The organism is Streptomyces sp. Z423-1 (assembly GCF_013009255.1).
GTDB classification, from domain to species: Bacteria; Actinomycetota; Actinomycetes; order Streptomycetales; family Streptomycetaceae; genus Streptomyces; species Streptomyces gossypiisoli.
In genome coordinates, this window is sequence record NZ_CP053109.1 from 6,362,789 (window position 1) to 6,386,412 (window position 23,624).

At 69.3% G+C, this 23,624-nt stretch carries 17 protein-coding genes and 2 pseudogenes; 10 read left to right on the forward strand and 9 right to left on the reverse strand.

Features of this window, described 5'->3' with window-relative positions; all coding sequences use genetic code 11:
- Window positions 1-8 precede the first annotated feature (8 nt).
- Both HJD23_RS28565 and HJD23_RS28570 read left to right on the forward strand, forming a co-directional pair.
- Window positions 9-848, forward strand: a complete 840-nt coding sequence (locus tag HJD23_RS28565; RefSeq protein WP_171112306.1) for an isoprenyl transferase — start codon at window positions 9-11, stop codon at window positions 846-848.
- 30 nt (window positions 849-878) lie between these two features.
- Window positions 879-1,409 (forward strand): YcxB family protein, encoded by a 531-nt coding sequence (locus HJD23_RS28570; protein ID WP_171112303.1) that lies wholly within the window; start codon window positions 879-881, stop codon window positions 1,407-1,409.
- A 10-nt stretch (window positions 1,410-1,419) separates the two neighbouring features.
- Here the strand turns inward: HJD23_RS28570 and HJD23_RS28575 are convergent, their stop codons facing one another.
- Genes HJD23_RS28575 through HJD23_RS28590 form a run of 4 tightly spaced genes read right to left on the reverse strand, consistent with a single transcriptional unit; the run spans window position 1,420 to window position 4,583 of the window.
- Entirely contained in the window at window positions 1,420-1,842 is a 423-nt protein-coding gene (locus tag HJD23_RS28575) for a Fur family transcriptional regulator (protein WP_171112302.1), read from the reverse strand.
- Window positions 1,843-1,900: 58 nt separating this feature from the next.
- Window positions 1,901-2,803 (reverse strand): metal ABC transporter permease, encoded by a 903-nt coding sequence (locus tag HJD23_RS28580; protein WP_171112301.1) that lies wholly within the window; start codon window positions 2,801-2,803, stop codon window positions 1,901-1,903.
- Window positions 2,803-3,549: a metal ABC transporter ATP-binding protein gene (locus HJD23_RS28585; RefSeq protein WP_171118562.1), complete on the reverse strand. Its 747-nt coding sequence runs from the start codon at window positions 3,547-3,549 to the stop codon at window positions 2,803-2,805. Before HJD23_RS28585 ends, HJD23_RS28580 begins: the two co-directional genes overlap by 1 nt.
- Before the next feature lie 53 nt (window positions 3,550-3,602).
- Window positions 3,603-4,583, reverse strand: coding sequence for a zinc ABC transporter substrate-binding protein (locus HJD23_RS28590; RefSeq protein ID WP_171112300.1), 981 nt, complete (start codon window positions 4,581-4,583; stop codon window positions 3,603-3,605).
- A gap of 184 nt (window positions 4,584-4,767) precedes the next feature.
- Between HJD23_RS28590 and HJD23_RS28595 the strand changes: the two genes are divergently transcribed.
- The 4 genes from HJD23_RS28595 to HJD23_RS28610 all read left to right on the forward strand — a co-directional run bounded on the left by HJD23_RS28595 (window position 4,768) and on the right by HJD23_RS28610 (window position 8,581).
- Window positions 4,768-6,150: a glycine--tRNA ligase gene (locus tag HJD23_RS28595; RefSeq protein ID WP_171112299.1), complete on the forward strand. Its 1,383-nt coding sequence runs from the start codon at window positions 4,768-4,770 to the stop codon at window positions 6,148-6,150.
- Window positions 6,151-6,239: 89 nt separating this feature from the next.
- The gene (locus HJD23_RS28600) at window positions 6,240-6,854 is read left to right on the forward strand and encodes a LysE family translocator (protein WP_171112298.1); all 615 of its coding nucleotides are present in this window, start codon (window positions 6,240-6,242) and stop codon (window positions 6,852-6,854) included.
- Window positions 6,855-6,945: 91 nt separating this feature from the next.
- The gene (locus tag HJD23_RS28605) at window positions 6,946-7,968 is read left to right on the forward strand and encodes an aldo/keto reductase (RefSeq protein WP_171112297.1); all 1,023 of its coding nucleotides are present in this window, start codon (window positions 6,946-6,948) and stop codon (window positions 7,966-7,968) included.
- 25 nt (window positions 7,969-7,993) lie between these two features.
- A complete protein-coding gene (locus HJD23_RS28610; RefSeq protein WP_171112296.1) occupies window positions 7,994-8,581 on the forward strand; it encodes a TetR family transcriptional regulator in 588 nt (195 codons plus the stop codon).
- 20 nt (window positions 8,582-8,601) lie between these two features.
- On the opposite strand, the gene HJD23_RS28615 is transcribed toward HJD23_RS28610, so the two are convergent.
- Both HJD23_RS28615 and HJD23_RS28620 read right to left on the reverse strand, forming a co-directional pair.
- Window positions 8,602-8,808: a hypothetical protein gene (locus tag HJD23_RS28615; protein ID WP_171112295.1), complete on the reverse strand. Its 207-nt coding sequence runs from the start codon at window positions 8,806-8,808 to the stop codon at window positions 8,602-8,604.
- Window positions 8,809-8,958: 150 nt separating this feature from the next.
- Window positions 8,959-10,392, reverse strand: coding sequence for an MFS transporter (locus tag HJD23_RS28620; protein WP_171112294.1), 1,434 nt, complete (start codon window positions 10,390-10,392; stop codon window positions 8,959-8,961).
- A gap of 102 nt (window positions 10,393-10,494) precedes the next feature.
- Here HJD23_RS28620 and HJD23_RS28625 point away from each other — a divergent pair, with 102 nt between their 5' ends.
- From HJD23_RS28625 to HJD23_RS28635, 3 genes are all read left to right on the forward strand, one after another.
- Window positions 10,495-11,379 (forward strand): helix-turn-helix transcriptional regulator, encoded by an 885-nt coding sequence (locus tag HJD23_RS28625; protein WP_171112293.1) that lies wholly within the window; start codon window positions 10,495-10,497, stop codon window positions 11,377-11,379.
- A gap of 689 nt (window positions 11,380-12,068) precedes the next feature.
- Window positions 12,069-15,743, forward strand: a complete 3,675-nt coding sequence (locus HJD23_RS28630) for a laminin G domain-containing protein (RefSeq protein ID WP_240980999.1) — start codon at window positions 12,069-12,071, stop codon at window positions 15,741-15,743.
- 148 nt (window positions 15,744-15,891) lie between these two features.
- Window positions 15,892-22,341, forward strand: coding sequence for an RHS repeat-associated core domain-containing protein (locus tag HJD23_RS28635; protein ID WP_240980838.1), 6,450 nt, complete (start codon window positions 15,892-15,894; stop codon window positions 22,339-22,341).
- A gap of 394 nt (window positions 22,342-22,735) precedes the next feature.
- Here the strand turns inward: HJD23_RS28635 and HJD23_RS28640 are convergent.
- A pseudogene (locus HJD23_RS28640) lies at window positions 22,736-22,885 on the reverse strand (MFS transporter); the annotation flags it as partial.
- 33 nt (window positions 22,886-22,918) lie between these two features.
- Between HJD23_RS28640 and HJD23_RS44165 the strand changes: the two are divergent.
- A pseudogene (locus HJD23_RS44165) lies at window positions 22,919-23,091 on the forward strand (XRE family transcriptional regulator); the annotation flags it as partial.
- 88 nt (window positions 23,092-23,179) lie between these two features.
- Here HJD23_RS44165 and HJD23_RS28645 read toward each other — a convergent pair.
- Window positions 23,180-23,362 (reverse strand): hypothetical protein, encoded by a 183-nt coding sequence (locus HJD23_RS28645; protein WP_171112291.1) that lies wholly within the window; start codon window positions 23,360-23,362, stop codon window positions 23,180-23,182.
- 9 nt (window positions 23,363-23,371) lie between these two features.
- The gene (locus HJD23_RS28650; RefSeq protein WP_171112290.1) at window positions 23,372-23,581 is read right to left on the reverse strand and encodes a DUF397 domain-containing protein; all 210 of its coding nucleotides are present in this window, start codon (window positions 23,579-23,581) and stop codon (window positions 23,372-23,374) included.
- Window positions 23,582-23,624: the final 43 nt, after the last annotated feature.

A 23,624-nucleotide genomic window follows, 5' to 3' on the forward strand; every position in this document is an offset into this window, starting at 1 on the left:
AGAAGCACATGGCCGTACGCGGGTTCCTGGGGCGCCAGCGGCGCGAGTACAAGACGCCGGAGCCGCACCCGTCCGGTGCCCGCGCGCCGAAGCTGCCCGGTGAGCTGGTGCCCGGCCACGTGGCGATCGTCATGGACGGCAACGGACGCTGGGCCAAGGAGCGCGGTCTGCCGCGCACCGAGGGGCACAAGGTGGGCGCCGAGCGGGTGCTGGACGTGCTCCAGGGCGCGATCGAGATGGGCGTCGGCGCGATCTCGCTGTACGCCTTCTCCACCGAGAACTGGAAGCGGTCGCCGGACGAGGTGCGCTTCCTGATGAACTTCAACCGCGACTTCATCCGCAAGACCCGCGACCAGCTCGACGAACTCGGCGTCCGGGTGCGCTGGGTGGGCCGGATGCCCAAGCTGTGGAAGTCGGTCGCCACGGAGCTCCAGATCGCCCAGGAGCAGACCAAGGGCAACGACCGTCTCACGCTGTACTTCTGCATGAACTACGGCGGCCGCGCCGAGATCGCCGACGCTGCGCAGGCGCTGGCGGAAGACGTGAAGGCCGGGCGTCTGGACCCGTCCAAGGTCACCGAGAAGACCTTCGCGAAGTACCTCTACTACCCCGACATGCCGGACGTCGACCTGTTCCTGCGCCCCAGCGGCGAGCAGCGCACCTCCAACTACCTGCTCTGGCAGAGCGCCTACGCCGAGATGGTCTTCCAGGACGTGCTGTGGCCGGATTTCGACCGCCGTGACCTGTGGCGGGCGTGCGTGGAGTACGCGTCCCGCGACCGCCGCTTCGGCGGTGCGATCCCGAACGAGGAGCTGCTGGCCATGGAGGGCAAGCAGCCGCGCGGCTGAGTCCGGCCGCTGGTCGCTAGAGTTCCGCCCATGGTTCACCAGGGGCGGGACATCATTCAGGACAGTGGCACCGACACCGTCGAGCTGGCCTTCCGGCCGACACGGGCCGACATTCTCCGGGGCATACAGGTCCGTGACCGCATCCGGCGGCTGGCGCCCGTGCGGTGGGCGTTCGCGGTGCTGTTCGCTGCGTTCGGCGTGTTCCTCGCCTTCGGTGGGGCGAATGCGGCGCCGGGGGTCGCGCTTTCGCTGCTGACCGCGGTCCTGATCTGGGGCACGCCCCGCATTCAGGCCAACCATGTGTTCCGGACCGTCTCGTGGCAGGGCGAGTATCGGGCCACGGTGTCCGATGCCGGGATCACGGTCGAGACCGAGCACACCACGCTGACGCAGCGCTGGTCGCTGTTCCGCGGTTATCGCGAGACGCGCGATCATCTGGTGCTGCTCAGCCGCGACCCGAACATCCTGATCCTGGAGGTCGCGCCCAAGCGCGGCCTGCGCACCGGGGACGACCTGGACCGTCTGCGGGCCCTGCTGGCCGCGCACCTGCCCCAGGTCTGAGAGAGCCGGCTCAGCCCCGTTCGGCCGCCGCCGCGCAGTCCGCGCAGGTGCCGAAGATCTCCACCGTGTGCGCGACGTTGACGTAGCCGTGCTCGGCGGCGATGGCCTCCGCCCACGTCTCCACCGCGGGGCCCTCCACCTCGACGGCCTTTCCGCAGCCGCGGCAGACCAGGTGGTGGTGGTGTTCGCCGGTGGAGCAGCGGCGGTAGACGGACTCGCCGTCGGCGGTGCGCAGGACGTCGACCTCGCCGGCGTCGGCGAGCGACTGCAGGGTGCGGTAGACCGTGGTGAGCCCGACGGCGTCGCCCTTGTGCTTGAGCATGTCGTGCAGTTCCTGCGCGCTGCGGAACTCGTCGACCTCTTCCAGGGCTGCCGCCACGGCGGCACGCTGCCGAGTGGCGCGGCCCTTCACGGGCGGTCCAGCGGTGGTCACCGGTTGCCTCCTTGCTCTGCGTCTGCCGGGCCATTGTGCCAGCCCGGACTGGGCGCAGTCAGACGCCGACCTCGTCCCCGGCTGCCCGGGTGGCCGGAATCGCACACTCCGCCGGGTCCCCGGCCGGGTGCGCGGTGGCCAGCGCCCGCGCGCGCCGCCGGGCCAGCGGAGCCGCCAGCGCGGTCAGCACGACGAACGCGCCGATGGTCAGCAGCACGATCGTCGCACCGGGCGGAACGTCCTGGTAGTACGAGGTGACCGTGCCGCCGAGCGTGACGGCCACGCCGATGGCGACCGCGACCGCGAAGGTCGCCGCGAAGCTGCGGGTGAGTTGCTGGGCGGCGGCCACCGGCACCACCATCAGCGCCGACACCAGCAGCAGGCCGACCACTCGCATCGCCACGGTGACCGTCACCGCCGCGGTGATCGCCGTCAGCAGGTTCAGCGCCCGGACCGGCAGGCCCGTCACCCGCGCGAACTCCTCGTCCTGGCTGACCGCGAACAGCTGCCTGCGCAGCCCGAGGGTGACCAGGACCACGAACGCGGCGAGCGCGCAGATCGCCGTGACGTCGGACTCGCTCACCGTCGACAGGGAGCCGAAGAGGTACGACGTGAGGTTCGCGTTGGAACCGGTGGGCGCGAGGTTGATGAACATCACGCCGCCGGCCATGCCGCCGTAGAAGAGCATGGCGAGGGCGATGTCGCCGCGGGTGCGGCCGAACCAGCGGATCAGCTCCATGAGCACCGCGCCGAGGACGGAGACGAGGGTCGCCATCCACACCGGGGACCAGGACAGCAGGAAGCCCAGGCCGACGCCGGTCATGGCGACATGGCCGATGCCGTCGCCCATCAGGGCCTGGCGGCGCTGCACGAGGTAGATGCCGATCGCGGGGGCCGTGATGCCGACCAGGACCGCGGCGAGCAGGGCCCGCTGCATGAAGGCGTAGTCGAGGAAGTCCATCAGCTGAGCAGTCCCGTGCGGATCGGTTCGGCGTCGTGCGCCGCGTGCGGGTGTACGTGGTCGTGGCCGGGAAGGGCATGCTGGCCGACCGCCTTCGGGGGCGGGCCGTCGTGGGTCACGCAGCCGTCGCGCAGGACGACCGCCCGGTCGATCAGCGGCTCCAGGGGGCCCAGTTCGTGCAGGACGAGCAGCACGGTCGTACCGGAGGCGACCTGGTCCCGCAGGGTGCCCGCGAGCACCTCCTGGCTGGCCAGGTCGACGCCCGCCATCGGCTCGTCCATGATCAGCAGGTCGGGTTCGGAGGCGAGGGCGCGGGCGATCAGCACGCGCTGGTGCTGGCCACCGGAGAGGGCGTTGACCGAGTCCTTGGCGCGGTCCGCCATGCCGACCACCTCCAGGGCCCGGCGTACGGCCGCGTGGTCCGCCTTGCGCAGCATGCCGAAGCGGGCCCGCGACAGCCGCCCGGAGGAGACGACCTCCGTCACCGTGGCGGGCACCCCGCCCGCGGCCGTCGTGCGCTGCGGGACGTACCCCACCCGTGCCCAGTCCCGGAACCGGTGCCGGGGCGTCCCGAACAGCTCGATCTGCCCGGCGCTGACCGGCACCTGCCCGATGACGCTGCGCACCGCCGTCGACTTGCCCGAGCCGTTCGCGCCGAGCAGCGCGACGACCTCACCGTGGCGCACGGTGAGGTCGATGCCGCGCAGGACGGGGCGCGAGCCCAACTCGGCGCGGATGCCGCGCATCGATATGACGGGCTCCGATATGACGGGCTCGCTCACAGGGGCCTCCGTAGCGATCACTGGGCGCCGAGGGCCGTCTGCAGCGCCTTGAGGTTGGACTCCATGACCTGGAAGTAGTCGTCGCCCTTGGACTTGTCGGTGATGCCTTCCAGCGGGTCGAGGACGTCCGTCTTCAGGCCCGCGTCCTTGGCGAGGGTCTTCGCGGTCTTGTCGCTGACCAGTGTCTCGTAGAAGACGGTGGTCACGCCGTCGGCCTTGGCCTCGTCCTGGAGTTCCTTGATCCGGGCGGGGCTGGGCTCGCTCTCCGGGTCGAGGCCGGAGATGGCCTCCTGGGTCAGGCCGTAGCGCTCGGCGAGGTAGCCGAAGGCGGCGTGGTTGGTGAAGAAGACCTTGGACTTGGTGTCCTTCAGGCCGTCCGCGTACTCGGTGTTGAGCGCGTCCAGCTTCTTGACCAGGGCCTCGGTGTTCTTCTTGTAGTCGGCCGCGTGGTCCGGGTCGGCCTTCTCGAAGGCCGCGCCGACGCCGCTCGCGACCTCGGCGTACTTCACCGGGTCCAGCCAGACGTGCGGGTCGAGGGCGTGCTCCTCCTCCTCGGACTCCGCGTGCTCCTCCTCACCGGCGTGCTCGTGCTCGACGTTGCCGTGGTCCTCCAGCTTGGTGAGCGTGGCCGCGTCGATCTTCGTCTTGACGTCGGTCTGGGCGACCGCCTCGTCGACGGCGGGCTGGAGGGTCTTGAGGAAGAGGATCGCGTCCGCCTCGCCGAGCTCGGCGGTCTGCTTGGTGCTGAGCTCCAGGTCGTGCGGCTCCTGACCGGGCTCGGTCAGGGTGGTGACGTTCACATGGTCCCCGCCGATCTGCTCGGCGAGGAACTGCATCGGGTAGAACGAGGCGACGACGTCGAACTTGTCCGTGTTGCTTGCGTTACCAGCGTTACCAGCGTTGCCCGCGCTCGCGGGGTCGCTGGAGCAGGCGGAGACCGCAGTGAGGCTGAGGGCGGCCAGTGCTGCCGTGGGGATCAGGCGTCGTCGTATGTTCATGAGAGTCATTTTCAACAAAATTGGAAACGGTTGTCAACAAAGGGCCGATTCGGTGCACGGGGGGAGCCCCGATTCCGTTCAGGGGGAGCCCCGATTTGGTTCAGGGGGAGTCCGCGCCGGTAACCTGAATCATTCGCTGGAAGCATCTCGCTTCGTCGCCCGTCGTCGTAATGAAGAGAGCACCGTGGCCGCCGACAAGATCGACACCATCGTCAGCCTGAGCAAGCGCCGTGGCTTCGTTTTCCCCTGCAGTGAGATCTACGGCGGTCAGCGTGCCGCCTGGGACTACGGGCCCCTGGGTGTCGAGCTCAAGGAGAACCTCAAGCGCCAGTGGTGGCGCTACATGGTGACGTCGCGCGAGGACGTCGTCGGTATCGACTCGTCCGTCATCCTGGCCCCCGAGGTCTGGGTCGCCTCCGGTCACGTCGCCACCTTCACGGACCCGCTGACCGAGTGCACCTCCTGCCACAAGCGGTTCCGCGCGGACCACCTGGAGGAGGCGTACGAGGAGAAGAAGGGCCGCGCCCCCGAGAACGGCCTCGCCGACATCAACTGCCCCAACTGCGGCACCAAGGGCCAGTTCACCGAGCCCAAGCAGTTCTCCGGCCTGCTGTCGACGCACCTCGGCCCGACCCAGGACTCCGGCTCCATCGCCTACCTGCGGCCCGAGACCGCGCAGGGCATCTTCACCAACTTCGCCCAGGTGCAGACCACCTCGCGGCGCAAGCCGCCGTTCGGCATCGCCCAGATGGGCAAGTCGTTCCGCAACGAGATCACGCCGGGCAACTTCATCTTCCGCACCCGCGAGTTCGAGCAGATGGAGATGGAGTTCTTCGTCAAGCCGGGCGAGGACGAGAAGTGGCACGAGTACTGGATGGAGCAGCGCTGGAACTGGTACACCGGCCTGGGTCTCCGTGAGGAGAACATGCGCTGGTACGAGCACCCCAAGGAGAAGCTCTCCCACTACTCCAAGCGCACCGCCGACATCGAGTACCGCTTCCAGTTCGGCGGCAGCGAGTGGGGCGAGCTGGAGGGTGTCGCCAACCGCACCGACTACGACCTCGGCTCGCACTCCAAGGCCTCCGGCCAGGACCTCTCCTACTTCGACCAGGAGGCCGGCGAGCGCTGGACGCCGTACGTCATCGAGCCCGCGGCCGGTGTCGGCCGCGCGATGCTCGCCTTCCTGCTCGACGCCTACGTCGAGGACGAGGCGCCGAACGCCAAGGGCAAGATGGAGAAGCGCACGGTGCTGCGCCTCGACCACCGGCTGGCGCCGGTGAAGGTCGCGGTGCTGCCGCTGTCCCGTAACCCGGAGCTGTCCCCGAAGGCCAAGGGCCTCGCCCAGACGCTGCGCCAGAACTGGAACATCGAGTTCGACGACGCCGGCGCGATCGGCCGCCGTTACCGCCGCCAGGACGAGATCGGTACGCCGTACTGCGTGACGGTCGACTTCGACACCCTGGAGGACAACGCGGTGACGGTGCGCGAGCGGGACTCGATGAAGCAGGAGCGGGTGTCTCTCGACCAGATCGAGGGGTACCTGGCGTCGCGTCTCATCGGCTGCTAGGCGCTCCGCGACTCACGACTGATTGGCCCTCGATACGGGTTCCTCTTTGGACCTGTATCGGGGGCCATCGTGTTGACCAGGGTGGCTCCATGAGCATCGCCTTCCTGCCGACCACCCTCGTTGTCGTCGTCACCCCCGGCACCGGCCTCGTCTACACCCTCGCCGCCGGGCTCTCCCGGGGGCGGCGGGCGAGTGTCGCCGCCGCCTTCGGGTGCACGCTCGCGATCGTGCCGCATGTGCTGGCCACCGTCACCGGCGTCGCCGCGCTGCTGCACGCCAGCGCGACCGCTTTCCAGGCGCTGAAGTACGCCGGTGTCGCCTACCTCCTCTACATGGCCTGGGCGACGGTGCGGGAGAAGGGCGCGATCGACGTCGGCCAGGAGGGCGCCCCGCCCGTCACCGCGGGGCGGGTGATCGTGCGGGCCGTGCTGATCAACCTGCTCAACCCCAAGGTGACGATCTTCTTCCTGGCGTTCCTGCCCCAGTTCGTGAGCCCCGCCGAGCCGCACGCGGTGCCCCGGATGCTGGCGCTGGGCGGTGTGTTCATGCTGGTGACCTTCGTCGTGTTCGTCGCCTTCGGCCTGCTCGCGGCGTCCGTGCGCAGCCATGTGGTGTCCCGGCCGCGCGTGATGACCTGGCTGCGCCGGACGTTCGCGGGATCGTTCGTGGCCCTGGGGGCGAAGCTGGCGTTCACGGCGCGCTGAGCAGGCCCTCGCAGGGGCTGACAGATTGCGGCTAACAAATTACAGCTGACAGATATTGAAATCTGTCAGCTGTTAGGGCAAGGTGGAGGACATGACGATGCAAACGCGCACTCTCGGAACCACCGGCCCCCAGGTCTCCGCCCTCGGCCTCGGCTGCATGGGCATGTCCGCGCTGTACGGCGAGGCGGACCGGGCCGAATCCATCGCCACCATCCACGCCGCCCTGGAGGCAGGCGTCACCCTGCTCGACACCGGCGACTTCTACGGCATGGGCCACAACGAGCTGCTGATCGGCGAGGCCCTGCGCGCCGCGCCCGCCGCCCGGCGGGAACAGGCGCTGCTCAGCGTGAAGTTCGGCGCCCTGCGCGACCCGGACGGCGGCTGGACGGGCTACGACGGCCGCCCGGCCGCCGTGAAGAACTTCGCCGCCTACTCGCTCCAGCGCCTCGGCGTCGACCACATCGACGTCTACCGGATCGCCCGCCTCGACCCCGACGTGCCGATCGAGGAGACGGTCGGCGCGATCGCGGAACTGGTCGAGAAGGGGTACGTCCGGCACATCGGCCTCAGTGAGGTCGGCGCCGAGACGATCCGCCGGGCCGCCGCCACGGCCCCGATCGCGGACCTGCAGATCGAGTACTCGCTGATCTCACGCGGCATCGAGACCGAGATCCTGCCGACCACCCGTGAACTGGGCATCGCCGTCACGGCGTACGGCGTGCTCTCGCGCGGGCTGATCTCCGGCCACTTCACCGCCGACCGACAGCTCGCCGCGAACGACTTCCGGGCGCTGTCGCCCCGCTTCCAGGGCGAGAACCTCCAGCACAACCTGAACCTGGTGGAGGCGCTGCGGAAGATCGCCGAACAGAAGGGCGTGAGCGTCGCGCAGATCGCCATCGCCTGGGTGCTCTCGCGGGGCTCGCAGCACAACAACGACATCGTGCCGCTGGTCGGCGCCCGCCGCCGGGACCGGCTGACGGAGGCGCTGGGCGCGCTGGACGTCACGCTGGACGAGGCCGACCTGCGGGCGATCGAGGAGGCCGTCCCGGCGGACGCGGCGGCCGGCGACCGCTACCCGACGCAGCAGATGTCGCACCTCGACAGCGAACGCTGATCCGGGCACGAGGTACGGTCACCTCATGCCCCCGACCAGCGAGACCCTGACCGCCGAGCGCATCCTCGAAACAACCGAGGAGGTGCTGCGCCGCCACGGCCCGGCCAAGGCCACCGTGGTCGACGTGGCCCGCGCGCTCGGCGTCAGCCACGGCAGCGTGTACCGGCACTTCCGCACCAAGGCGGCCCTGCGGGAGGCGGTCACGAAGCGGTGGCTGGACCGTACGTCCGAGGCGCTGGCCGGGATCGTCGCCGAGGACCGTGACCCGGAGGCGCGGCTGCGGGACTGGCTGCGGGGGCTGTTCGACGCCAAACGCCGCAAGGCGGGCGACGATCCGGAGCTGTTCGCGACGTACATGGTGCTGACCGGCGAGAGCAATGAGGCGGTCCCGGAGCACATCGCCGATCTCACCGCCCAGTTGACCCGGATCGTCGAGGCGGGGGTGGCGGCGGGCACCTTCGCGTCCGACGACCCCCGGACCACGGCCCGCGCGGTGTTCCATGCCACGGGGCGCTTCCACGACCCCTGTTACGCACCCGAGTGGGCACAGCCGGAGGCGGAGGCGGACTTCGCGGCGGTCGTGGAGCTGGTGGTGCGGGGGCTGCGGGCCTGACCCCGGCGACCGGCGACCCGTCAGCCCCCGGCCGGGTCCACCGTCGCCTGATGCGCCTCCGCGAGGTGCTCCTGCGCCTTCAGCCAGGGCAGGAACTGCGCACCCCGCCGCCAGCCGCACGTGTCGCATCGGATCGTGCGCTGCACACCGGTGCGCTGGACCCGGACCACGTGTTCGCGTCCGTGCTGGTCCCACCGGCTGACCTTGCTCGTGTCGATCTGCGACATGACGCCTCCAGCGTCCGGTCCGGCGATCCGTTAGTGCGGTCGTGCGGTCGTGAGGTCGTGAGGTCGTGCAGCAAGGAGTGTGCAGCAGGATCAATATCAACAGGGATCGCTTCACGCCGAGTTGGCCAAGCTGTGCCCTCGCGTCGGGGCTCAGCCGACCGTGCGGGGCAGGCGCAGGCTCAGCAGACCGGTGAGGGCGATACCGGCGAGCTGCACGACAAGCGTGCTGACCAGGGCGTTCCGCATGCCCAGCGCCGGGACCAGGGAAAGGAACAGGGTGCCGAGCGTGGCCACGCCCAACGCCAGTGAGGACTGCTGGGTGGTGATCATCACGCCGCTGCCGACGCCGGCCCGGGCGCCGGGCACCTCGGAGAGCACGACGCGGAAGACGACGGGGAGTTGCAGCGCCTGGCCGACGCCGGCGATCGCCGCGCCCGGCAGCAACTGCACCCACCCCAGCTCTGGCCAGGAACGCCAGGCCGCCAGCGCCATCAGCCCCACGCCCACCGCCTGGACCAGCGCACCGGCGGTCACCACACGCGTGCCGTAGCGGGCCACCAGGCGCGGACCGGCGAGGGAGACACCGAAGAAGGTCACCGCCATCGGCACGAGCGCGCCCCCCGCCGCGACCGGCCCCAGCCCCGCCCCCTGCTGCAACGCCACCGCGATCACGAACATGAACCCGCTGAACCCGATCGAAAACGGCACGATCAGCACCAGCCCCCGCCGCAACGAGGTCAGCGCGAACAGGCTCGGTGGCACCAGCGGCGTACGCCCCAGCCGGTCCGCCCGCCGCTCGACGGCGTAGAACGCGGCCGCCAGCAGCGGAAACGCGGCCAGCGACAGCCACGTCCACAGCGGCCAGCCCGCCGCCCGGCCCTCGGTCAGCGGCGCCAGCAGGGCGAGCAGGGCGGCGGCGAGCAGCACGGTCCCGGGCCCGTCCACCGGCTCCGGACGCGGGGAGCGCGTCTCCGGTACGGCGCGGGCGGCGAGGACCAGGCCCACGACGACGACCGGCACGTTCACCAGGAACACCGAGCGCCAGCCGGTGCCCGCGACGTCGGCGGCGACCAGCACCCCGCCGAGGATCTGCCCGGCGACCATCGCGAGCCCGGCCGTCGCGCCGTACATGCCCATCGCCCGGGCGCGGCGTGCTCCGGCGGTGGCCGACTGGATGGTGGCGAGCACCTGCGGCAGCATCGCGGCGGCCGCCGCGCCCTGCGCGACCCGCGCCGCCACCAGCGTCCACGCGTCGGGCGCGAGCCCGCAGGCCAGCGAGGTGAGGCCGAAGGCCGCCATGCCGCCCAGGAACAGCCGCCGTCGGCCGAACAGGTCGCCGAGCCGGCCGCCGAGGACGAGTAGGACGGCGTACGCCAGGCCGTACCCGGCGACGACGAGTTCCAGCACCGCCTCGCCCGCGGCGAGGTCGGCGCCGATGCTGCGCAGGGCGACATTGACGATGAAGAAGTCGACGAGCGGCAGGGCCGCGCCGAGCAGCACGGTGAACAGCCCGAGCCCGTCGAGCACGGGTGGCGCCTGGGCGGCGGAACTGACCGGGCGTGCGGAAGTGGTGGTTTCGGTCACACCGTCGAGCCTGCGGGGCCGCTCAGGCTGGTACCAGAGTGTTCTTATCCTGGTACTGGGACCACCTGGAAACAGGATCCGGGCGGCGGCAGGCTGGGGGACATGACGACGATGGCTCAGGAACCGGCGGTGCGCCCCCGGGAAGCCGAGATCCGGCGGCACGAACTCGCCGCGTTCCTGCGCAGCCGCCGCGAGCGGATCACCCCGGAGCAGGTCGGCCTGCCCCGCGGCCGCCGGCGCCGCACGCCCGGCCTGCGCCGCGAGGAGGTCGCCCAGCTCTCCGCGGTCGGCGTCACCTGGTACACATGGCTCGAACAGGCCCGGGACATCCAGGTCTCCGTCCAGGTCCTGGACGCCCTCGCCCGCCCCCTCCTGCTGGACGCCGGCGAACGCGCCCACCTCTTCACCCTGGCCGGCACCACGGACCCGACGCCGGCGACGACGTGCCCGTCGGTGACCCCGGCGCTGCGGGCCGTCCTCGAACAACTGGAGCCGTACCCGGCGTGCCTGCAGAACGGCCGGTACGACATCCTCGCCTACAACCGCACCTACGGGCTGCTCCTGTGCGACCTGGACGCGGTCCCGCCCGAGGACCGCAACTGCCTGGTCCTCTCCTACACCCACCCCGAGTGGCGGTCCTCGATCGTGCACCTGGAGGAGACCCAGCGCCTGATGGCCGCCCGCTTCCGCGCCGCGATGGCCGGCCATCTCGCCGAGCCCGCCTGGAAGATGCTGCTGAGCCGCCTGCGTACGGAGTCCCCCGAGTTCTGCGAAGCCTGGGACCGCCACGAGGTCAGGGCCCACCGCACCAAGCGCAAGGAGTTCCTCAACCGGTACGTGGGCCGGGTGGTGCTCGACCACACGGACCTGTGGCTGAGCCCGGACACCGGCCCGAGGATGGTGACGTACGTCCCGGCGGACGAGGAGTCGAGGGAGCGTTTGGAGAAGCTGCGGGACATCGCCGTCAAGGGGCGCGGGGCTGCGTGAATGTGCGGCTCCGCCGTGTGGGCGCGACCACACACAACCCGCAGCCAGTGCTGTGACCGCATTAGGTTCGCCGGGTCGGACGTCGGGACGTCGTGGCGCGGTTGGATGTGCGATGACGTCCGATCCGACCGCTGGAGGCGTGGTGGCTGAGCCTGTCCGTGTGCGCATGCGCCGTCCTGGTCAGTGACGGCTGATCCTGCCCGCCGCTGGATCAGCTTGGCGCCGGAGGCAGCAGGAAGCAGTCGGCCACCTCGGCCCGCCCGGGGCATATGGGCGGGGGAGGATGCCTGAGCCCGATCAGCAAGCAGGCCGTCGCGGAGCTGGAGACCATGGTGGCGGCCGAGCCGCTGCGGGAGACCGCGCCGTCCAGCCCTCGTCCGAATTCGCCGCCTCAGCGCAGCCGACGATCGTGGACGTGTCCCAGCCTGCGGCGTCTCGGGCCGGGAGCGGACGGCGAACGGACGAGCACCCGGGGTGCCGGGCTCGACTTCACCTCAATAATCACAGTTTCATCACTAGATGTTTTCCATCTCATGTATAGAGCAGATGTTGTACCAGGCAAAGGTCATGTCTTGTTCAATTTCTGGGTGGGGGTTGTGAGTGTGAGACGGGGGCACCGCGCCGATGGCGTGGGCAGAAGACCGGTGCGAAGACTGTCCGGTGTGACGGGGGCATTGGTGTTGGCGGTTGTGTCCGCGCTGGGGTCGTGGCCGGCGTCACCGGCGACGGCTGATGAGGCGCAGCCTCCGCTGTCGGAAGGGCAGAAGGCACTCGCCGCAGCCCAGGAGTCGGGCAAGCGGGTCGAGGTCACCGGGGAGCGGACGGAGCGTACGACGGTGTACGCCAACCCGGACGGGTTCACGTTCACGCTGGAGGAGTCCGCGGTTCCCGTGCGGGTGCCCACGTCGAGTGGGGGTTGGCAGGCCCCGGACGCCACACTGAAGGTCCGCAGCGACGGGACGGTGGCGCCGAAGGCGGCGGCGGTGGAGATGGAGTTCTCCGGGGGCGGGGAGACCGGGCCGCTGGCGAAGATCTCTGAGCAGGGTCGGTCTCTGCAACTGGGCTGGCCGGGCAAGCTGCCCAAGCCCGAGCTCGACGGGACCAGCGCGTTGTACGGGGAGGTGCTGCCGGGCGTCGACCTGAAGGTCACCGCGTCGGTGGAGGGCTTCCGGCATGTGCTGGTGGTCAAGACACCCGAGGCCGCAGCTTCGGAGGAACTTCAGCAGATCGACTACTCCCTGAAGACCGCCGGCCTGGAGATCGTAAAGGGCAAGGCGGGCAATCTGACCGCGGTCGACGACGACGGCAACCGCGTCTTCCGCGCTCCGCCCGCACAGATGTGGAACTCCGCCGGTGCGGCGTCTGATGCCCGACCGATGTCCCTGGCGAGCACCACGGCCGCGGACAGTGAGGGCTCGGATCCGGCCGAGGCGGGTGTGTCTTCGACGGTTGGGGTCGAGCCCGGTGCGGGGGACACCGTCACCACCATGGACGTACGGGTCTCCGACACCGCGCTGACGGTGGTCCCGGATGCGGAGATGCTCACCAAGACGGAGCCGGCGGCGTTTCCGCTCTACATCGATCCGACGGTGACCTGGGGTGAGTCGGAGCGCACGCTGCTGCGTAGCGACGGCTACGAGTCGTACGGCTGGAGCAACGGCGACGACGGTCTGGGCAAAGGCGTCGGCAAGTGCGGTACCTGGAACGGCTACTACTGCGGCCCGGGCTATGTGCAGCGGCTGTACTTCGAGTTCTCGCCGGCCAGCCTGAAGGGCAAGCATGTCCTGGACGCCACGTTCCGGGTGACCGAGCCGTGGGCTTTCCAGTGCGATCCGCGCTGGGTGGACCTGGTGCGCACGAACAACATCTCCTCGTCCACCACATGGTCCTCACGTCCCAAGCACCTGGACGTCATGGGCGACCGGCATGTGTCGGCAGGGCGTGGTTCGCTGTGTGATCCGAACTCGCCGGACGCGCCGATCGAGTTCAACGACAACCCGGCCGAGTCGAACGAGAATCTCACGCCGACGGTACGGGACTTCGCGGCGGGCAAGTTCTCGCGGCTGACGTTGATGCTCAAGGCGAAAGACGAGACGGACACCTCGGCGTGGAAGCGGTTCAAGAACGACGCGGTGCTGGCGGTCGACTTCGTGGGCCTGCCGGACAAGCCCACCGGAATCGGCCTGGTGACCGGCTCGGGCACGGTGTGCGAAACCAACTCGGCGGCCCCTGCAATCGTCTCCGACCCGACCCCGGCTCTGACTGCGACGACGCAGACCAAGGCGGGTGGTGAGAAGGATGCCCAGCTGCGGGTCTACTTCGACGTCGACCACAAGAACAGCGACGGCACCTGGTCGGACACCACGGCCGGCAACGGGGATCTGCGGCCCTCCAGCGGCTATGTCGGTGACGGGGTGAAGCTGACCATGTCCTGGTCGGCCCTGACTGAGGGCAAGCTGTACCGCTACGCCGCGTGGGTTCGCTCGTACTACAACAGCGGCGGCAGCCATCTGGCGGGGCCGTCGAACGCATCGACGACCGGCTGGTGCTACTTCAAGGTCGACTCAACCGCCCCGAAGGCGCCGAAGATCACCGTGGGCAGCCCGTACACCGCGTGCACCGACACGGATTGCGCGCCAGGCGGCGGTCCCGGCCAGAAGGCCACGTTCACGTTCGCACCAGCCGATGGGGACAGCAAGAACGTGTCGTACCAGTACCGGCTCACCTCTACTGGCGCCTGGGTCGACGCCAAGCGGACATGCGCGCCATGGATCCCTACTGCGACCTGCGACACATTGCGGGAGGGGTCGCCCGGTTTTCTCGGCTGGCAAGGCACCGTCACGCCCGATCACTCCGGCACCTACCGGGTGTACGCCCGTGCCAAGGACGAGGTCGGTCGGTGGGGCGCCCAGCAGGTCATTGACTTCCTGGTTGCCGCGGGCGAGGGACCGGTGGGGCGCTGGCACTTCGACGAGGCCGGGGGCGCCGCACTGGACTCCGCGACTGGTGACGGCAGCGACGACGCCACCCTGGGGGGCGAGGCGGCCCGGGACGACCGGGGTCGGCGCGGGCTGATCACTCATGACGCCGAGGGTCGGCCGCTGGAGACCGCGGTCACGGACAAGGGCCTGGTCCTGAACGGCACCAGCGGTCATGCGGCGACCAGCGGGCAGGTCCTGGAGACCCGCTCGTCGTATACCGTCGCGGCCTGGGTACGGATCGACCCGCAGGCGAACCACACGCTCACCGTGCTCAGCCAGAACCCGACGAACAGCCCGTGGACACAGAAGTTCAGCCCCTTCTACCTGTCCTACGGCGCGAACAGCAGCAACACCTGGAGTTTGCGGGTGCTGTCCACCGAGCCCGCCTACCACGAGGTCAAGTCCAAGCAGCCCTCGCCGCGCGGTGTGTGGACCCACGTGGCCGGTGTGCACGACGCCGCGAGTCAGACGATCAGTCTCTACGTGAACGGTGTCCTGCAGGGCAGCACCGACGCCGGGCCTGCGTGGAACGCGGACGGTCCGCTGCAGATCGGCCGGGTGATGCACGCCGATGTCTACAAGGACTTCATGCACGGCTCGATCGACGAACCCGCGGTGTGGCAGCGCGCCCTGACGGCGCAGGAGGTCCACGACGAGGCCCGACTGCTCATCTCGGAGAAGTACGCGGGCGCCGAACTCGTCGCGGACTTCTCGGCGGCCGGGGGAAGCGCCACCACCATCGAGGACACCACCTCCGGCTACGGCCAGGCACTCACGCTGAGCGGCGGCGCCACGGTCGACGGCGAGAGCATCGTCCTGGACGGCGTCGACGATGCGGCCACGGTCGGCGGGCCACTCGTCGACGACAGCGCCTCGTTCACCGCCACCACCCTGGTGGAACTGGACGCGGCAAAGCTTGTCACCAAGAGCGTCGGCTACACAGGGCAGGTCGTCGGCCAGCGCACCGCCGACGGCTCGGCCTGGGGGCTGTGGTACGAGCTGACCGGTAAGGACACGGTCCTGGACGAGGAGACGCTGGAGGAGACCACGGTGCCGGTGGGCGTCTGGCACTTCGGCCGACTGAACTCCGACGGCACCTTCTCCTCCGTCGTCTCCGAGGAGGCCGCTGCCGTGGACAGCCGGGTGCGGCTGACCGGCGTCCACGACTCGGTCGACGGGACCATCAGCCTGTACCTGGGCTACGGCCGCAACGGTGAGGCCAAGGCCTACACCGCCGAGGTCGGCAACGGCGACTTCGCCCTCGGCAAGGGCTACACCGGCGGGTCATGGCAGCACCACCTGCCCGCCCGTATCGCCGAAGTGCGCCTGTGGGCGGGCGCGATGGCCAGCCCCGAGCAGGTCGAGGTCCGCGTGGGCGACTGACATCGACGGGAGGCACGGTGCGGCGCCACAGAAGTGGCGCCGCACCCGCCCGGCACATCACTTGGGCGCCGACACATCACCTGTCGGCTCGGCCGACACATCCCTGCCGGCCGCCACGATGCCACACAACGGGTGGAGACCAACAAACATGGCTTTTGGCATAGGCACATCAGGAAGACCTCGGGGTCGCTCCAGACGGCGTACCGGGACGGCCGTCACGGTACTGGCCCTCTCCCTAGTGGTCCCGACCGGACTGCTGGCCCCCGTCGCACAGGCCGCCGACAAGGGACTCGGCCGACCGGACGTTCCCGATCAGCGGGTGAGTAAGGTCAGGGAGATCGACGGCCCCGGCGCCGAGAAGGCCCGCGCGAAGGTCGCCAAGGACAAGAAGGCCGACGCCGAGCGCGCCCGACGTGCCCGCACCGAGCAGAAGGCCGCTTGGCCCAAGCAGGGTGACGCGGTCATCGAGCTGGACGCCGACAAACGCGTCCAGGCGAAGCCCGGCGGTCTTCCTCTGAGCATGAGCCCCGCCGACGGCAAGGGCGGCGCCGTGGACGGCACCACGGCGCGGATCACTGTGCTCGGCCAGGAGGCCGCGCGGAAGGCCGGGATCACCGGTGTCCTGCTGACCGCCGAGGCGGACCGGGCGGGACGGGCCGACATCGCCATCGACTACAGCGGCTTCGCCTCGGCGGTCGGCGGCGGCTGGGCCTCCCGGCTGCGCCTGATACGTCTGCCCTCCTGCGCGCTGGACACGCCCGACAAGGCCGCATGCCGCACCGCCACACCGGTCAAGTCCCACAACGAGGTCGCGGACCGGACGGTCAGCGCCTCCATACCGCTGGCCGAGACCAGCGACGGCCCCTCGACCCAGCTGACCAGGGCGGCCAGCGCGCACACGGCGGTGTTCGCCGTGACCGCCGCCGCCCCTGGCTCCGGTGAGTCCCCCTCGGGCGCCGGTGACTACTCGGCCACCGAACTCTCCGAATCCTCCTCCTGGGAGGCGGGAGACAACTCCGGTTCGTTCAACTGGAGTTACGACTTCAATATGCCGCCCGCGGCGGCCGGGCCGACGCCGGAGCTGTCCCTGTCGTACGACTCGGGAAGCGTCGACGGCCGCACCGCCACCACCAACAACCAGGGCAGCGCGGTCGGCGAGGGCTTCAGCCTGACCGAGTCCTACATCGAACGCTCCTACGGCTCCTGCGACGACGACGGCCACGACGACGTCCACGACCGGTGCTGGAAGTACGACAACGCCCAGCTGGTCCTGAACGGCAAGGCGACCCGCCTGGTGAAGAAGTCCGGAGACGGGAGCACCTGGCGGCTGGAGAACGACGACGCCTCCACCGTCACCCGCTCCACGGGCGCCGACAACGGCGACGACAACGGCGAGTACTGGACCGTCATCACCGGCGACGGGACCAAGTACGTCTTCGGCCTGAACAAGCTCGACGGCGCCACCGACCAGCGCACCAACTCCACATGGACCGTGCCCGTCTTCGGCGACGACTCCGGCGAACCCGGCTACAGCAACGGCGGCGCCTTCGGCGACCGGGCGGTGACCCAGGCGTGGCGGTGGAACCTCGACTACGTCGAGGACACCCACGGCAACGCCTCCACCTACTGGTACGCCAAGGAGACCAACCACTACAAGAAGAACAAGGCCACCACCGCCAACGCCTCCTACACGCGCGGCGGCTACCTGAAGGAGATCAAGTACGGGCTGCGCAAGGGCGCGCTGTTCACCGACGACGCGGACGCCAAGGTCACCTTCAGCCACGCCGAGCGGTGCACCGCCTCGGACTGCTCGTCACTGACCAAGGACACCGCCAAGAACTGGCCCGACGTGCCCTTCGACGCCATCTGCACCGACGGCGACGACGACTGCCTGGCAACCGGCCCCTCGTTCTTCTCCCGCAAGCGCCTGACCGGCATCGACACCTTCTCCTGGAACGCCACCACCAGCGCCCACGATCCCGTGGACTCCTGGGACTTCACTCAGGAGTACCTGGACGGCGGGGACATCGGCGACACCTCCGACCACGTCCTGACCCTGAAGTCGATCAAGCGGACCGGCAAGGCCAGCGGCACCGCCATCGCCCTCAACCCGGTCTCGTTCACCTACCAGTGGCGCGAGAACCGTGTCGACGGCACCGACGACATCCTCCCCCTGACCCGGCCACGTATCTCCACGGTCACCTCGGAGACCGGCTCGATCACCACGGTGACCCTGTCCTCACCCGAGTGCGTGCGCAGTGAGGTGACGGGCGCGGCCGAGGACACCAACACCCGCTCCTGCTACCCGAAGTACTGGAACATCAACGGCGCCAGTGAGGCGTCGGTGGACTGGTTCCACAAGTACCGGGTCGAGGCCGTCGTCGTCTCCGACCCGGCCGGCCACAACGACGCGGTCGAGTACGCCTACGACTACAGCGGCGCCGCCTGGCACCACAGCGACGACCCCTTCACCCCGAAGGACGAACGGACCTGGTCCGACTGGCGCGGCTACCGCCAGGTCACCGTCCACACCGGCGCCAAGGACACCACCCGCTCCAAGACGGTGTCCCTCTACATGCAGGGCATGCACGGCGACAAGAAGAAGGACGGCACCACCCGTTCCGTCACCGTCGCCCCGCTGTCGTCCCCGTCCATCGGCGTCGCGAGCATCACCGACAGCGACCAGTACGCGGGCATACGGCGAGAACACGTCACCTACAACGGCTCGACCCCCATCACCGTAGAAGTCACCGACCCGTGGTCGAAGGAGACCGGACGCCAGAGCGCACCCGACGCCGCCGACCACGTGGCCCGCTACGTCCGCACGGCCAAGTCCACCACCCACACTCACCTGACTGCCGCGCAGACATGGCGTGCCCGTTCGATCGCCACGACGTACGACGACTACGGCATGCCCGTCACGGTCGACGACTCCGGCGAGGTCGGCAAGGGCGGCGACGAGACGTGTACCCGCACCTGGTACGCACGCAATGACGCGGCAGGCATCACCGATCTCGTCTCGCGTATTCGCACGGTCGGCCGGTCCTGCTCAGTGGTCGACACGAGTCTGAGCCTGCCGGCGACCTCGGCGACCCGCGGAGACGTCCTGGCCGACACCGCCACCGTCTACGACAACCCGTCCGCCACCACATGGTCGGCGTCTCAGACGCCTGCCAAGGGGGCGGTCACCTGGACCGGCCGAGCCACCGGCTATGGCGCCGCGGCCGGGCCGGACGGGCTGCGCCCGCCCTCGGGCTGGCAGACGACGAGCACCATCACGTACGACACTCTCGGCCGCCCCGTCGTTGTCGCCGACGCCGACGGCAGGACCACCAACACCGCCTACACCCCCGCCGCCGCGGGCCCGCTGACCAAGACGGTCGTCACCAACCCCAAGGGCCACAGGACGACCAGCTTCTTGGACCCCAGGCACGGCCAGGCCTTGCGTGTGTATGACGCCAACCTGAAGAAAACCGAGTCCACCTACGACGCCCTCGGCCGGCTCACCGCGGTCTGGCTTCCCAACCGCAACAAGGCCGCCGGGTACAGCGCCAACACCACCTTTGCGTACCACATCAGCAGCAGCGCGCCGTCCTGGCTCTCCACCTCGACCCTCAAGAAGGACGGCGAGACGTACAACACCACCTACGAGCTGTACGACTCGATGATGCGCCCGCTGCAGACCCAGTCCCCCACCCCTCTCGGCGGCCGGGTGCTCACCGACACCCGCTACGACACACGCGGCCTTCCCTACGAGACGTACGAGGACATCTTCGACAGCGGCTCCACACCGAACGGCACCTACACACGCGAGGAGTACGGTGAGGCGCCCCGGCAGACCGAGACGGTGTACGACGGCGCGGAGCGGGCGACCACCAGCACCCTGTACGTGTACGGGGTGAAAAAGTGGTCGACCACCACCAGCTACACCGGTGACTCCACAGCCACCACCGCCCTCCAGGGCGGCTCCGCAACCCGCACCATCACCGACGCCCGCGGCCGCACCGTCGAGACCCGCCAGTACACGGCCACCAGCCCGGCCGACCCCCAGTTCGGCGGCGGCGCGGGCACGGCCTCGTACACGTCCACCAAGTTCCAGCTCACCCTGGACGACAAGCAGTCCCGGATCACCGGTCCCGACGGCGCATCATGGACGTACGGCTACGACCTGTTCGGCCGCAAGACCAGCGCCGACGACCCGGACAAGGGTCTGACCCGGCTGGACTACGACAACCTCGACCGGCTCACCAAGACCACTGACTCCCGCGGCAAGAGCATCATCACCGGCTACGACGAACTCGGCCGTATCACCGGTACCTGGACCGGCTCGAAGACCGACGCCAACCAGCTCACCGCCTTCTCCTACGATGGCGTCCTCAAGGGACAGCCGGACGCGAGCACCCGCTACGTCGGCGGTAAGACCGGCGAGGCGTACACCAAGACCGCCACCGCCTACGACAGCCTGTCCCGCCCCACCACTACCGAACTGACTCTGCCAGCCACGGATCCCCTAGCCGCAGCGGGCGCGGCCACCCTGCAGTTCGAGAGCCACTACAACATCGACGGCACCGTCCAAAGCACCAAGGAGCCCGCGCTCGGCGGCCTGCCCTCGGAGATCGTCGACTACGGCTACACCGGCCTCGGCCAGCTCACCTCCATCGGCGGCAGCACCGGCTACCTCCTCGACGTCGACTACACCGCCCTCGGCCAAGCGGGGCAGCTCGTCCTCGGCACCGCCAACACCGAGGAGCACAAGAAGGCGTACGTCACCAACACCTGGGAGGAAGGCACCGGAAGGCTCCTCGGCCGCCACGTCACGGACCAGACCCACCCGTACAAGCTGCAGAACCTCGTCTACGCGTACGACCAGGCGGGCAGCGTCACCTCCATTGCGGACACCAGCACCCTCGGCGGCACCGCGTCGGCGGAGACCCAGTGCTTCGTCTACGACGGCCATCGGCGCCTGACCGAGGCGTGGACGCCCGCCTCGCAGCAGTGCTCCGACACCCGCAGCGCCAGCAGTCTGGGTGGCCGGGCCCCGTACTGGACCAGCTACACCTACAACGACGCCGGTCAGCGCACAACGGAGACCAAGCACACTGCAGCCGGTAACACCACTACGACCTACTGCTACGAAAGGGAGGACCAGCCCCACGCCCTGACCGGCACCAGCACCAAGGCCGACTGTGCCGCCCCCGACCGCGCCTACGACTTCGACACCACCGGCAACACCACCAGCCGTCCGGACGGCACCGCAACCCAAGACCTCCTCTGGTCAGACGAGGGCAGGCTGACGACCCTCACCGAGAGCGGCAAGACGACGGACTACCTGTACGGCGCCGACGGCAACCTCCTCATCCGCAGCACCGAAGGCGGTGAACGTGTCCTGTACGTCGGGGCGACCGAACTGCACCTGCGGGCCGACGGCAGTACCTGGGCCCAGCGCCACTACGGCTCGAACGGCATGGCCGTCGCCGTCCGCTCCAACGAGAGCGGCAGCAACGAGCTGAGCTACCTGGTCACGGACCAGCACGGCACGGCCACCCTGGCCATCGACGCCACGGACCAGGCATTCTCGCGGCGTTACACGACTCCCTTCGGTGCGCCCAGGGGCAGTGTGACCGGGACGGCGTGGCCCGACGACAAGGGCTTCCTCGGCAAGACCACCGACACCGGTACGGGGCTCACTCACGTCGGCGCCCGCCAGTACGACCCCGAGCTCGGGCAGTTCATCAGTGTCGATCCGCTTCTGCAGACGGGCGTGGGCCAGACCCTCAACGGCTACAGCTACGCAGTCCAGAACCCGGCAACAGTCGCTGACCCGTCCGGGCTCGGTATCCCCGAGTGCCACACGGGGGAGATCAAGTGTCGCAACGGCGTCCCGGTCAGCAGCGGCAAGAGCACCAGCAGCTCCGAGGGCCCGGTCCGCGCCTGCCGCTGCGGCAAGCGTCCCCCGCTCGTCAAGGGCATGAAGCCCACGGGCCTCGGAGGCATCCCCGGCCGCCGCAACCTCGACCTGCCGTCGACGCCGGCGCCCAAGGGCTGGCTGAGCACCACCCCGCCGGCCAACCCTGGCCCCGCGCCCAAGCCCGAGGCCAACAAGAACTGGTACCAGCGAGCGACCGACTCCTTCGTCTCGACGCCGGGCGGCCTGAAGCAGAAGCTGATGGGGGCGGCCTTCGGGGCACTGGGAATGGACAATTCTCATGGAGCGTGTGCAAGCTTCGGCGGTGGATTCTTCGTCACCGCTGAGGCGTCCGGATGCCTCGTCATCACGAAGAAGCCCGACGGCACGAAGGACTTCGGCTGGACAGCCTCGCTGGGTGCCGGCGGATTCGGATTCGGTGGCAGCACCGACGTGTCGATTCTCCGGAGCAACGCCGATGACATCGGGCAGTTCGCCGGATATGGCCGGGATGTCGGCGGGTCGGTGTTCAGCGGAGTCGGCGGTACGATCAACCACGAGACCGCCATCGGCACCTACAACACGCGTGGTGAACAGGTACGCAGCCTCGAAATGGGCATCGGTTTGGGCCTTGAGTACGAGGGATACGCCGGATTGAACCGAACTTGGAGCGGTACATGGTTCAGCCGCTAGGAGACGGGGAGAGAGAAAGATGTTCCTCCTGATTGTCGGGATGGCCTTGATCGGCTTCGGTGTATGCCTGATCGGCAATGTCGGAGGTGTTGCCCACCGCCTCTTCGATTTCTACGCATCGTTCATGAATACGGGACGGGCGACTCCCAGCATCTTTCGGTACGTGGGGATCGGCGGAGTGCTAGTGGGGTCTCTCTGGGTGGCCGCCTCCTTCTCCGTGAGATAGGAAAAAAAACCTGCGGGAAACCTGGGTGCCGAAGGCTTTCGGCCTTCGGCACCCTGCGTTATGCCCGGGCCATACCGAGATAGAGCCGAGTGTCGTACCGGGAAACACCCACGACTTCCCCGTACGCGAGCTGGGCGGAGCGGTGCCCTACGGCATCTACGACGTCGTCATGTCCAGCGCCGGGACCAGGGCGAGGAACAGGGTGCCGAGGGTGGCCACGCCCAACGCCAGTGAGGACTGCTGGGTGGTGATCACCACACCGCTGCCGACGCCGGCCCGGGCGGTGGGCACCTCGGAGAGCACGACGCGGAAAACGAGGGCAGAGAACCGGCAGCGGTACGACCCCGGGAAGCCGACATCCGAGGGCACGAACTTGCCGCGTTTCTGCACAGCCGCCGCGAGCGGAGCACCCACGAGCAGGTCGGCCTGCCCCGTGGCCGCCGACGCCGCACCCCGACCTGCGCCGCGAGGAGGTCGCACAGCTCTCCGCGGTCGGCGTCACCTGGGGCACCTGGCTGGAACGGTACACACCTTGCGATACGTGCTGAGAGACGGCCATCTGAACAGCGGAAAGCCCCCGTCGTGTGTCACGACGGGGCCCGATTGGTGGGTTCAGCCGCGTAGGTCCCGGTACTCGTCCAGCTTGCGCAGCGCGCTGTTCAGTGTCGGCCGGTAGCCGGGACAGATCCGCTCACGGGGCAGCGTCCAGACGTGCCAGCACGACAGGCACCACAGCACCCCGGAGTGTTCCGGGTCGGGTTCCGCGCTGCCACCGCACTGCGGGCACTGCCCCATGACGACTCCCTACGCCGTGACGTCGAACTCCCCCACCTTGGCACCGCTCAGGAAGTCGGTCCACTCGACGGCCGTGAACTCGACCGTCTGACCGGTGGCGGAGTTGCGGACTGCGACCTTGCCGGGAACGTTCGTGGCCACCTCGACACAGCGCGGGTCGTTGTTGTTGTACTTGCACGCGGTGGACGTGCGGAATTCGAATGCGGGGTCTGCTGTCATCTGCCTATACCTTCGGCGTGCGTGGCGGGGAATCGGTCCCCGC